10 protein-coding genes are annotated in these 12667 nt (G+C 51.3%); 3 read left to right on the top strand and 7 right to left on the bottom strand.

Annotated features, from left to right (window positions below; all coding sequences use genetic code 11):
* The first annotated feature begins 52 nt into the window (after positions 1-52).
* Positions 53-526, top strand: coding sequence for a transcription elongation factor GreA (greA, locus tag LX87_RS15920; protein ID WP_111629264.1), 474 nt, complete (start codon positions 53-55; stop codon positions 524-526).
* A 92-nt stretch (positions 527-618) separates the two neighbouring features.
* Positions 619-1008 (top strand): HIT family protein, encoded by a 390-nt coding sequence (locus LX87_RS15915; protein ID WP_111629263.1) that lies wholly within the window; start codon positions 619-621, stop codon positions 1006-1008.
* A 17-nt stretch (positions 1009-1025) separates the two neighbouring features.
* Here LX87_RS15915 and LX87_RS15910 read toward each other — a convergent pair whose 3' ends face one another.
* The 3 genes from LX87_RS15910 to LX87_RS15900 form a co-directional block, all read right to left on the bottom strand.
* Positions 1026-2024, bottom strand: a complete 999-nt coding sequence (locus tag LX87_RS15910) for an NAD(P)H-dependent glycerol-3-phosphate dehydrogenase (protein ID WP_111629262.1) — start codon at positions 2022-2024, stop codon at positions 1026-1028.
* Between the two features lie 187 nt (positions 2025-2211).
* Complete coding sequence (locus LX87_RS15905; protein WP_111629261.1) at positions 2212-3630, bottom strand: efflux RND transporter periplasmic adaptor subunit; 1419 nt, start codon at positions 3628-3630, stop codon at positions 2212-2214.
* Positions 3631-3756: 126 nt separating this feature from the next.
* On the bottom strand, positions 3757-5286 hold the full coding sequence (locus LX87_RS15900) for a TolC family protein (protein WP_111629260.1): 1530 nt from the start codon (positions 5284-5286) through the stop codon (positions 3757-3759).
* A 61-nt stretch (positions 5287-5347) separates the two neighbouring features.
* Between LX87_RS15900 and LX87_RS15895 the strand changes: the two genes are divergently transcribed.
* The gene (locus LX87_RS15895; protein ID WP_111629259.1) at positions 5348-6175 is read left to right on the top strand and encodes an aminotransferase class IV; all 828 of its coding nucleotides are present in this window, start codon (positions 5348-5350) and stop codon (positions 6173-6175) included.
* A 9-nt stretch (positions 6176-6184) separates the two neighbouring features.
* On the opposite strand, the gene LX87_RS15890 is transcribed toward LX87_RS15895, so the two are convergent.
* The 4 genes from LX87_RS15890 to LX87_RS15875 form a co-directional block, all read right to left on the bottom strand.
* A complete protein-coding gene (locus LX87_RS15890) occupies positions 6185-6874 on the bottom strand; it encodes an ABC transporter ATP-binding protein (protein WP_111629258.1) in 690 nt (229 codons plus the stop codon).
* 36 nt (positions 6875-6910) lie between these two features.
* A complete protein-coding gene (locus LX87_RS15885; protein ID WP_111629257.1) occupies positions 6911-9295 on the bottom strand; it encodes an ABC transporter permease in 2385 nt (794 codons plus the stop codon).
* Between the two features lie 192 nt (positions 9296-9487).
* Complete coding sequence (locus LX87_RS15880) at positions 9488-11041, bottom strand: ADP-ribosylglycohydrolase family protein (RefSeq protein ID WP_111629256.1); 1554 nt, start codon at positions 11039-11041, stop codon at positions 9488-9490.
* Between the two features lie 18 nt (positions 11042-11059).
* Positions 11060-12640 carry a RagB/SusD family nutrient uptake outer membrane protein gene (locus LX87_RS15875; RefSeq protein WP_111629255.1) on the bottom strand — a complete coding sequence of 527 codons (1581 nt, stop codon included), beginning with the start codon at positions 12638-12640 and terminating at the stop codon, positions 11060-11062.
* Positions 12641-12667 lie beyond the last annotated feature (27 nt).

The raw sequence follows: 12667 nt of genomic DNA, 5'->3' as shown, positions 1-12667 counted from the left end.
GCACTAAAGGATAATGAAACCAAAGGCAAAAGAATTTATAGAGTAATGTAACATGGGTAAAATTTCGTATTACACCGAAGAAGGACTTTCGAGGCTGAAAGCCGAATTGAATGAGCTCAAAACTAAAGGCCGGAGTGATATTGCCCGCCAAATAGCTGAAGCACGCGATAAAGGTGACCTGAGCGAAAACGCCGAGTACGATGCAGCAAAAGACGCACAGGGTTTGCTGGAGATGAAGATTTCGAAGATGGAAGAAATCGTCTCGAACGCCCGTTTGCTGGATGAATCCGCCATTGACACTTCCCAGGTATCGGTTTTATCGACTGTAAAGATTAAAAACCGGAAAAATGGTGCGACCATGACCTACACGCTGGTATCGGAAGAAGAAGCCGATCTGAAACTGGGTAAAATCTCCGTAGGTTCTCCCATCGGCAAGGGGTTACTGGGTAAAAAAGTAGGCGACACCACCGAAATCAAGGTCCCGGCCGGTACGCTGGAATTCGAAGTACTCGAAATCGGACGTTAATTTTAATGGCCAATGAATAATGAACCAGGCAGCTACTCGGGTAGTATCGCTACTTTTACTGTTCATTATTCATTGGTCATTCATTAAATCCTATGGCTTCCATCTTCTCCCGCATTGTCAACGGTGAAATTCCGGCTCATAAAATTGCCGAAACCGACGGCTACCTGGCTTTCCTAGACGTATTTCCCGTTGTTAAAGGTCATACCCTGGTTATTCCGAAACAGGAAATCGATTACCTGTTTGATCTGGACGACGAACTGTATGCCGGGCTGATGAAATTTGCCAAACAGATTGCTCCCGCGATCGAAAAAGCCGTTCCCTGCAAACGGATCGGTGTATCGGTTATTGGCCTGGAAGTGCCGCACGCCCACGTCCACCTGATTCCGCTGAACAGCATGGCGGACATGAATTTCAATAACAAGCTCAAAATGAGCCAGGATGAACTGGCCGAAGTAGCCGCTCACATCCGGAGCTTCCTCTAAGCGTTGGGTCTGGTGTTTTATTTCAGAACCGCTTTCAACGCATTCGTCGCCGAAACCGGCGACGTTTTTTCGTATAAAACCGTATAAACCATCTCCACAATCGGCATCGAAACACCGTAGTGCTGATTGATTTCGTGAATGCTTTTCACGGCATAATAGCCTTCCGCAATCATATTCATTTCCATTTGCGCCGACTGTACGCTGTAACCGCGCCCGATCAGGTGGCCAAACGTCCGGTTGCGGCTGAATGGCGAATAAGCCGTCACCAGCAAATCACCCAGATAGGCCGACGCGCTCAGATCGCGCTGCATCGGATAAACCGTATCCACAAACCGCCGGATTTCCTGCATGGCATTGGACACCAGAACCGCCTGAAAATTATCGCCGTAACCTAAACCGTGTGTAATACCGCAGGCCAGTGCAATGATATTTTTCATGACGGCGCAGTACTCTACCCCGTAAATATCATCGAGCGGAGAGGTCTGAACGAAACGGCCATTGAATAATTGGGCCACTTCCGAAGCAAATGCCATATTTTGTGAGGCCATGGTCAGATACGACTGTTTTTCGAGCGCAACTTCCTCGGCATGGCAGGGTCCGGCAATGACGGCAATCCGGCTGGCGGGCACCTCAAAATTCTGTTCGGCCCAATCGGTGACCAGTTGGTTTTTTTCAGGAATCATGCCTTTAATGGCCGAAATAACACTCTTTCCGGCCAGATGTGCGGGTTTTACTCCCTGTAAGGCATCACTGACAAAAGCCGCCGGAACCGCCAGAATAATGTGGTCACTGGCGCTCAGGGCTTCCTTAATTTTCGTGCAAACCCGTACTTTCCGGGGACTGATCTGAACATCGCTCAGGTAGCTTGGGTTGTGGTGAAACTTCTTGATGTGGTCGGCGTCCTGCTGGCTTCGCAACCACCAGCGAATATGGTTATTTCCTTCCGATAGGATTTTAATAATCGCGGTAGCCCAACTGCCACCACCCACAACGGTTATCCGAGCGGCTTGATTCATAGGTGTTTTAATTGAGAAGATAGAAACGACACTAGAAAGAAAAACTTCGACTCGCCAATCGGTGCGTCTTTTATCGCTGGACTATCCTCTTTAGTCTTTCAGTAAAGGTCCGCAAAATACAAAAAACGCCCGCACCTCTCAATCGGGCAGGCGTTTTCGCTTTCTCAACCTAATCGTTCAATTATATTTATTCAGCCGTTTTTTCCGGTTTTTTCTCTTTGTTAGGATCACGCTTAATCACCAGATCACCGTCTTTTAAACGTTTTGATACCGCAATGAATGGTCCTGAAACGACTTCTTCACCGGCTTTCAGCCCCGATTTGATCTCAATGTTGTCAAAATCACTAATACCGGTTTTGACTTGCCGCTGAACAACTTTGTCATTCTGGCGAACAAACACAATCTCTTTTACTTCCTCCTTTTTGGTAGAAGCCTGATTGCCCGCTTTATTCTCATCATTATTGTTGTCGTCATTCGGGCTACGGTTCATGGCTTCCTGAGCGGCACCCCGGGTCGTAACGGCGGCAATCGGAACTGCCAGAACACCCGGTCGCCGGTCGGTGATTACCTCGACCGAGGCCGTCATGCCCGGCTTCAGCGGATACGTCCGCTTGGTCCGCTGCGCCAGCAAATCTTTGTATGAGCTGTTCAGGACTTTGATCCGCACTTCGAACTCGGTCACGGCGTCAGTCGAAAGGCTTGAGGAAGCCCCGCTGCCTGTTCCGGTGCCCGCCAGCCCATTAGCGGTATTGGCTATTTCGGTAACAACTCCTTTGAACTTGCGGCCCGTCGTCGAGTAGGCATCAACATCAATATCAGCCGTGTCGCCCATACTGACGCGTACAATGTCATTTTCGTTGACATTCACCCGCACTTCCATGTTGTTCAGGTTGGCAATCCGGAGCATTTCCGTACCCGCCATCTGCGACGTTCCGACCACGCGTTCGCCCAACTCAACGTTCAGTTTGGAAACCGTACCGTTTACCGGCGCGTAGATGGTTGTTTTGCGCAGGTTTTCGGTAGCGTCCCGCAAACCGGCTTCGGCTCCGGCGACGTTAAATTCAGCTGCCTTGATGTTAGCCTGAACAGACTCGATTTCCTGCCGGGCCACATTATAATCCGCTTCGATTTGCTCAAAGTCAGCCGCAGAAATCACTTTATCGGCCAGCAGTTTTTTATTTCGCTCATACGTGGCTTTGGCACGGATTAACCGGGCCTGAGCCTGAGCCGCCAGGGCTTTGGTTTGCTGATACTGGGCACGGCTGGAATTGACCGTTGCCTGGGCGCGGGCCAGCAGCGACTCGTAGTTATCCGGACGAATCTTCAGCAGCAACTGCCCTTTTTTAACGGAGTCACCTTCGGCGATGTACAGGGCAATGATTTCCCCGGATACGTCCGGACTGATTTTCACTTCCACTTCCGGCTGAACCCGACCCGAAGCACTGACCCGCTCAATAATGTCAACCTTTTTGACTGCGGTAAAATCAACTTCGGTTGGTTTTTCTTTACCAATCAGTCCAGCTTGCTTGGCAGCTACCAACCCACCAATCAACAGGATCACAATACCGCCTAAAATCCACCAGATGCGGTTTGACTTACGTTTCATACACGAATAGCGAAGAATGAATAATGAACATCACCGAAAAACCGGTATGAATTGACAGACACTTCTTATTTCATGTTTGCGCCTGTGTATTATTCATTCGGGACTACCCGTGCGGTTCATTATTCGCTAAAAAGATAATGGTTTATTTTGGTAAAAATCAAGAATTTTTGTTCTAAAAATATAATCAAATTTCGCTTGTACCAAGTTGGCACGCGCTGTATCCAGATTATTTTTAGCAATATTATAGTCAACAGAGTTCAGCGCCCCGGCATTAAACCGGCTCTCAGCGGCCTGGAAAGCTTTTTCGAGCGACTCCACCTGAATCTGCGTAGCGCGGTAACGATTGGCTCCGGCGAGCATACTCGTATATGCTGTTTCGATATTCTGGCGCAACGTCAGCCGGGCATTATCGGCACTAATTTCGGACGTTTTCTGGGTAATGATGGCCGATGTAATCTGATTCCGGTTCTGGAACCGGTTGAAAAGGGGAATCTGCAATTGAATGGAAGCGCCCCGGTTCAGGTTATTTTTCAACTGTTGACTAAACGTGTATGGTACGGCCCGTAGCGTGGTTGGTGCAAGGGTGTACACATCATATTGGGTGCCTCCAATCGTGACATACTCGCCTGTTCGCTTTTCTGCGCTCTCGCCCTGCGTGATGTTTAATGCCCCCAGACTGGAATAAAGGGTGGTTAAACCTCCATTCAGTGATAACGTTGGATAAAGCCTTGCCTTAGCCACCTGTACGCCCATGGCATCGGCTTTTACCTGCAAATCGGCGGCTTTTACATCCGGCATAACCTGCAAGGCCGCTTCATACACCTGCTGCGCGCTTACCGGATAGGCTTCCACCGTAGGGTCCGGGAGTTCGTAACGTTCCACCTCAATCGTACCGGGAGACGGTGAACCATTGGTCGTTGCCGACAAGTTCATCGCTTGTAAAAGCGCCAGCTTGGCTAAATCCAGATTATTCTGAGCATTTACAATGGCCAGTTCATCATTGGCAAGCTGGGCCCGTATCGTATAAAGTTCAGCTTCGGCCAGCGTTCCGGCAGTAACTAATTTGCCTGTCCGCTCCAACTGATTACGCGATGTTTCGGCCTGCCGCTGGGCAATCGCTAACTGCTCTTCGTACGTCAGTACGTTCAGGTAATTTTGCACCACCGTGAGTGCTACGGTATTCTGATTAGCCAGTAAGTTCTGCTGAGCCGCCTGTAAACCATAACTAGTTTGCTTAACGGCATTCTGCAATGCAAAACCGTTAAACAAAATCATGCTGGCAGACGCCTGAATATTGTTCGAGTTGATTTTCTGATCAACGAAACTGTTCGTTGTTGGGTTGACGGTATAACCCGCATTAAATGCCTGGGATGCAAATACATTCGCTGTCGGATAGCGATTTAATTTAGCCTGCCGGAGCTGTAGTTCGCTACCCTGCACATTCAACTGCCCCTGCCGAACCTGTAAATTGTTTTGCAGGGCAATATCGATACACTGCCGCAGCGAAAACCGGTTTGAGGCCGGAGCCGCTGATGTTGTGACCTGCCCATTCGAGGTTTGGGCCACGGATAAGTTAACGCTAAGTCCCAGTAGCGATGCCAGGATCGTCAATCTAAACCGGTTCACCGGGCGTTTGTTGGTAGTAAATCGCTTCATGGTTGTTCAATGTTACAAAGTATCTTGCGTACTCTTTACTTATTTTAGATAAACGGTGAAAATGCAAACGAACGTGGTTTTAAACGGGGATATTCTGCGGGAAGAAGCCGTCTGGCTCTTGCCCAGCAACCGGGCCTTCCAGTACGGCGACGGATTGTTTGAGACCATCCGTTACGAACCCCACGAAGTCCGGTTCTGGCCCGACCATTACGACCGGCTTACCCGTGGTATGGCTGCGCTTTCACTCCACGCCCCTCCCCGGTTCGACCGGAATCTCCTCCTCAGTCAGATCAACGACCTCCTGAAAGCCAATCAACTCCTTGATCAGCCTTCCCGCATTAAACTTCAAGTCTGGCGCCAGCCCGGCGGCCTTTATACACCCACCAGCTTCCAGACACAATACCTGATTACGGCCCGATCCGGCTCTGCCTTCGCGCTGACGGAAAAAGCCAGCGTCGGTTTTTATGATGCGTTTCGGCTGTCGCCTTCGCCGGTTTCGGCCTATAAAACGCTGAGCGCCTTACCGTACGTGCTGGCCGGTATTGCCAAACAACAGCAACAGGCGGATGACATGATTCTGCTGGATACTCACGGCAACCTGGCCGAGTGCATTGCCTCCAACCTGTTCTGGCTCCTGGGCAACCAGCTTTTTACACCTTCCCTCGACAGCGGCTGCATTGACGGAATTTTGCGTCGGCAGCTCCTCCGCCGGGCTCCGCAACACGGTTTCACCGTTCACGAAGGGCTTTTCAAACCGGATGCCCTGGACCGGGCCGATGCGGTATTTTGTACCAATATCGCCGGTATTCAATGGATTAGGCAAATCGGCAACACGGTTTTTGATGAAAAGCCGGTAGACCGAATCAGCCCCCTGTTCGCGGCCCTGTAGCGTACGGTTTTATTTGCTTTCCAACGACACAGGGAAAGATTCGAGCCAGCCGTCTTTCAGCCGCAAAATCCGGTTACCGTATTCAGCATTAACTTCCGAGTGCGTTACCTGCACGATGGTCACACCATCTTCCTTGTTTAATTTTTTAAACAGGTCCATAATTTCCTTTGCCTGATCGGAATGCAGGTTACCGGTGGGTTCGTCGGCAAAAATCACCTTCGGTTGCGAAGCCACGGCGCGGGCAATGCCAACCAGTTGCTGCTGACCGCCCGAGAGTTGGGTCGGGAAGAGGTCTTTTTTAGCTACCATATTAAAGCGGTCGAGCAATTCGGCCACACGGCTTTTCCGCTCCGACGACGACATGCCTTTGTAAAGCAGGGGCGTTTCGATGTTTTCGTACACCGTCAGTTCGTCGATCAGGTGATAGGCCTGAAACACAAACCCGATATAGTTACGGTGTAATTCGGTACGACGTTTCTCCGACAGTTTCTGCACCGGCTGGTCAAAGAACAGGTACTCGCCTTCCGACGGCTCCTCGAGCATACCCAGAATGTGAAGCAGCGTGGATTTTCCCGACCCCGACGGCCCCATGATGGAGACAAATTCACCTTCGCTGATGTCGAGGGAGATGTTGCGCAGCACGTACGTCTTACCGAAACCGGCCGGGTAGTACTTGGAAACGTTATGTAGTGAAATCATACTTTGATATAGTTGAATCTATTTAGACAATCTTACTTATTCGTTTCGTAAACTATCGGCCGGATTCGAGAGCGCGGCCCGGTAGGTTCGAAAACCGATGGTTAATCCGCCGAGGCCCAGCAACAGGCCGATGCAGCCCCCCAGCGTTTCAAAACCGATCGAAACGTGGTAAGCAAAATTAATCAGAAACGCCATTCCGGCCAGATACCCCAGCGGCAGGGCGATCCCGCCCGCAATGAGCAGTAATTTAACAAAATCCCAGGATAGCAGCCAGATGATTTGCCGAACTTCCGCGCCCATCACCTTCCGAATGCCGACCTCCTTGACGCGGGTTTCGGTCGTGTAGGTAACCATCCCCAATAATCCCAGACAGGCGATGGAAAAGGCCAGCGCCGTCAGCAATCCCATGAAATTAACATCGTCTTCGTGACTGTGCCGTTTGTAGAGAAAATCCCGGTACCATTCGCCCGTAAACGGCTGGTGCGGATTCAGGTGTTTCCATACACCTTGTACTTTCGCCAGCGTCGCTTCCGGAGCACCGTCGGCAATCCGGACATTGACGTATCGGAACTGCTTCGGCTGATAACTCAGGATCAGCGGCTTGATGGCCCAGCTGAAGGTGGTAAACTGGAAATTTTTTACGACACCGGCGATTTGGACTTCTGTGCTGTCATTCAACCAGAGCGTCTGACCCACCATTTCCCGCGGATTTCCCATTCGGAAGGCTTTAACGGCTTCTTCATTGACCAGGACAAACCGGCCCGGCGAACCTTCCCCGGCGGTATCGGTCGTCATCTCCGGCGAATTCTGACCAGCCAGCAAGGTAAGATCCATGTTGGCGATAAAATGCTGATCAACGGCCGTAATAAAAACCGCCGTCGAATCGCCCCCGGTTTTTTGCCGGCGAACCTTTCTATACTCTCCGCCGTGACTACCAAACAGCTCCGATGTTGCCGATACGCGTTCCACACCCGGTATGCGGTTCAATTCATTCGCCAGCCGCTGGTAAGGAACCGTGTTCAGGGGAATATTTAAAATACCTTCGCTCCGAAAACCGTAGTCCGCCGTCGCCATGTAATTTTGTTGCCGCGCCACCGACAACAGCGCAATCATGGCGATCAGGGCAATCGTAAACTGGGCCACAATCAGTGATTTACGCAGGGTAATGCCTTTGAAAACCTTCAAACCGGTCTGGCTCCGCAATACCTGCGCGGGTCGAAAACCGGACAATACATGCGCCGGAACAAATCCCGCCAGCAAACCGGTTACTATACTGAATCCGACAAAAACCGCCCAGAGCGTCGGATTCAGTTCCACGCCCCCGATCAGCCACTGTTGCACAAACGGCATCGGTTCGATCAGCCTCAGGAGCAGGTAGGCAACGCCCAACGCGAACACCGACAATATCACCGACTCAGCCATAAACTGGCTCATTAATTGCCAGCGGACAGCCCCGGAAACTTTTCGAATGCCCACCTCGCGGGCACGGCTCAGCGACCGGGCCAATGTCAGATTGACATAATTGAAAACCGCCAGCAATAAGGTTATTAACCCAACTGCCATCTCGGTCGCCAGTTTGCCCCAGGTTGGCTCCCAGGTGCTCATTTGCAGCTCTTCGAAAGCGGGAGAAAGAGTTGCCAGGGATTGAGGCCGAAACGTGTAACTTTTTTCGGTTTTCCACTGAATTCCTTTTGTATTTCTAGCGGTAATGGTCGGCAGTGCTTTTTCCAATGCTTCAACAGACGCGCCTTCCTTTAGCCGAACGTAGGTATATCCGGCCTTATATTGTTTCCAGTCGGTCTGCTCCCTTTTCTGGTTTTCGGTAGAACGCGTCGACATGGATACCACCAAACCGAACTCCAAATGGGACCGGGTTGGCAACGGTTGAAAGACCCCCGTAACCGTGATGGCACCTAGCTCTTGGTGGTGAATGACTTTTCCGATGGGGTTCGACAGGCCAAAAAATTTCTCGGCGGTCTGGGGTGTCAACACCGCCGTTCGTGGCGCTATGGCAGGCTGTCCACTGGCTAGTTTATAACCCAAAACCGTAAAAAACGCCGGGTCAACGGCGCAGTATGTATCGACAAGTTTTTTTCCATCCACCGTCAATTCGGCATAGTCACGAATCACCTGGGTCGTTTGCTCCACAAAACCGTATTCCCGCTTCAGGACGTCGGCCAGGGGCATCGGCGTGGAGGCAAAAGCCACCATCTGGTTGTCACTGCTGGTAACATCAGTCAAAACCCGGTACGTCCGGTCCGAATGCGGGTGAAAATTGCCGTAATCGAACGCGCCCTTGATGTCGATCAACGCCAGTAGACATACCATCATCCCTGACGCCAGCCCCACGACATTGATAAAGGAAAACAGCCGGTGTTTCCAGAGATTTCGGAACGCAATGACGAGGTAACTGTAGAACATGCGACAATCTGATAAACGGAACGTCTAGCCTGGCTCAAGGCTTATGCCAGAAAAACAAAGAGCTGATAATTAACAGAATAAGCACATCAAAAACAAAAGAGTGTCCGGTGACGGACACTCTTTTGTTCACAAACGGACAAGGGGTAAGAGTCAGGAGTTAAGAATGAAGAGTTATGAGTTAGACGAACTCTCCTATAGTTCGGTTTTGAGCGGTTTGTCGCCGTACGTCAGCAAATGGCTCATCCGGATGGTGTATTCTGGATTGGGATTCAGGACTTTCACGCGAATCGTGTGTTTTCCCTTCGGCAACTGGTATTTCCAGAACAATTCGTGCCGACGCGCAATGAAGCTTACCGGTAATTTGGCGGTTTCCACCAGCTTCCCGTCTACATGAAGCTCGGCATTAAAGACATAGGACGTATTCGACGGTCCACCCGGGGCCGGCGATTTCGCCGATGCGTGGCCCATCAGCACGAAGCCAATCCCGTCGAAATCAACGGTGTATTCATCCGTTAGCTCCTTGTGAATATTTTTCTTCTCAATCGGGAAATGGCCGGTAAAGGACTGCTCCAGCCGAACGGCTTTCGGCGTCTGAACCGCAATCGTGATGTTGTCGCCCGACACCTGACCGCCATTTTTCCGGATTACCTCCAGCGCGTGCTTTAATCCCATATGGTAGACATCGTTCAGCGACATGGTTGTGTACTTGAAATCAATGTCCTCGGCTTCGGTCAGGCCCATTTTCCAGTAAGCCGGTATTTTGTCGTAGCCCATCATGGTGCCCAGAATACCACCCGCCGAAGACGGGTTGCAGTCGGAGTCCTGTCCGCAGCGCGTACTGATTTCCATCGTTTTCGTAAAATCGCCACCGCCGTACAGCAACCCGATGACAATGTAAGCCGCATTGATTTTTGCATCAATGTTGAACGGAACGTGCACACCATCCGGACAGCCTACTTCATCCGACCATTTGCGCTGCGTTTCAAACCAGGTCTGCTTCCAGTCGTTCGGATATTTGGCGTGCCATTTGATCACATCCGCAATACACTGGTAAAATGTGCTTTGCGCCGGAATCGTTTTTAAGGCTTCTTTTACCACATAATTGATGTCCGTCGAGACAAAGGCCAGCGAATACATCGCCCCCACATAAACCCCACCGTACCAGCCATCGCCGTAGTTCATGATGTGGCCGATACCGTCGCCCAGTTGAGCCGCCGTGTTGGGCATACCGGGAGCCATCAGCCCCGAAAAGTCGGCTTCAATCTGGAAATCAATATCATCGGCGTGCGGATTGTTGAGCCAGTGTCCGGATTCGGGTGCCTTGATGCCGTTCAGGATATTATAACGCCCGGCCTGATTGGCGTGCCAGAGCATGTATTCGGCATTGGCGTAGGCTTTCGCGTGGGCGTCCGTCGGTGCATCAAGACCCGACTTTTCAAATACATCCACAAACGTCAGGTCCATGTACAAATCATCGTACAGACCGGGGTTGTTGATCATGGTGTGTTTGATATACCCGTCGTACCACGGAATTTTCTGGTAATCATTGATCATCGTGCCGGGATAACGAAACTCCGTCGGACCGCCGAACGTACAGCCAATGACCTGTCCGGCCCAGCCGCCTTTGATTTTGTTTTGCAAAGCAGCTTTCGACATCGTGACGGCTTTGGGGGTCACTGCGGGTTTCGGTCGCTGAAAAGCAGCAAGGACGGTCAGGCTCAGGGCTAAAAAAAAGACTTTTTTCATTGGAGGCATCAGGTTAATTTACCAGTTAGGATTCTGCGTTAAATTGGGGTTTAGCTCCCGCTCCCGTTGCGGAACGGGCCACAGATAATCACGGTCTTTGTTGAACACTTTCACAAAAGCGGGCAGGGAAATTGTTACCAGCTCCCCGGCGGGGTTGGTGTAGGTCATGCCGTATAAAATGCCCGGCACCACGGTTTCGGCGATTCGCCAGCGCCGGATGTCAAAATACCGCAGCCCTTCAAACGCGAGTTCGACCTGGCGTTCGTTCCGGACCAGTTTTCGCATTTCGGCCTGCGAACCCAGCGTGGTAACGGCGGGCATTTTTACATCCGGGCGGCTCCGCACCTGATTAATAGCCGCCAGTACGCTCTGATCCAGCTCGTTGGCTTCAATTTTCGCTTCGGCATAAATCAGCAGAATCTCGGCATAACGCATCAGAATCAGATTGATACCGCTGTTGTTGGGCTGCACCATATCGTCTTTGTTAAGGTACTTCCGGGTGTTGAAGCCCGTACCCGTCGAATTTTCCGAATTACCGATGGCGTCACCCGTGCCGCTGCCCGGTCGGGAGTCGTAAAGTTTGCCGTTCGGAAGTTCGGAGCCCAGGACGTAGATGGAATACCGAAGCCGGGGGTCGCGGTTGGCGTACGGGTTTTTCGGATCAAAACCGCTGGTAGGGTCGGTAATTTCCTTGCCATTGGCCATCCGGTAGGCATCGACGGCCTGCTTGGTCGGCACAAAGCTGTTGACCTGCGGAAAGACGCTGTTTGGCGTTGTCAGGCTGAAAATATTGTTGGACTGAATATCCTTGACGTGCTGTTTGTCAAAAATCACCTCCTGATTGTTCTCGGCGGCATACGTGAACAGATTTTCGTAAGACGGATACAAGCTGTACACGTTCAGATCCATCACCTGTTTGGCCGCAGCAGCCGCTTCCTTAAACCGTCCGGCATAGAGCAGCGCACGGGCGTTAAAGGCTAAAGCCGCTCCTTTCGTGACCCGCCCTTTTTCGGTGGGGGCCGTGGGCAGCAAAGCCGCAGCTTCCGTCAGTTCCTTGCTGATAAAATCCCAGACCTGAGCAACGGGCGTCCGGGTGATCTGACGGCTTTCTTCCACCGTCATGGGGGCCGTAACGAGCGGCACATCGCCGTACAGAATCGCCAGTTTGATGTAAAAATACGCCCGCAGGGTTCTGACTTCACCCTTCAGCCGGTCGATCAGCGCCGTGTTCGACGTGGTTATCCGGTCGACGTTCGCCAGAAAAGCATTGGCCGCCTGAATGCCTTTGTAAGCATCGTTCCATTCGTTCAGGATTTTGCCGTACGTCGCATCATAAGCGCCTTTCTCAATAACGGATTCTTCCCGCCACATCAGCGTCACATGGCCAATGTCGGACATGGCATCCCAGTTGGTAAAATTGGCGGCACTTTCCAGATACGTATAGACGGCATTGGCTGCCAGCGTCGCATCTTTCTCCGTTTTCCAGAAAATTTCGGACGAAACCCGGTCGTTCGGAATCGTCTCCAGCAGGTCGGGGCTGCAACCCAGCAACAGCGCAGGGGCCACCACGGCCAACACTATATTTTTTAGAGTTTTCATCGGTTTAGCTTTGAGCGTGAACAGGAT

The organism is Larkinella arboricola (assembly GCF_003259745.1).
Taxonomy (GTDB): domain Bacteria; phylum Bacteroidota; class Bacteroidia; order Cytophagales; family Spirosomataceae; genus Larkinella; species Larkinella arboricola.
Note: the sequence above shows the minus strand (reverse complement) of the source record. Positions and strands in the feature narration are given on the sequence as shown.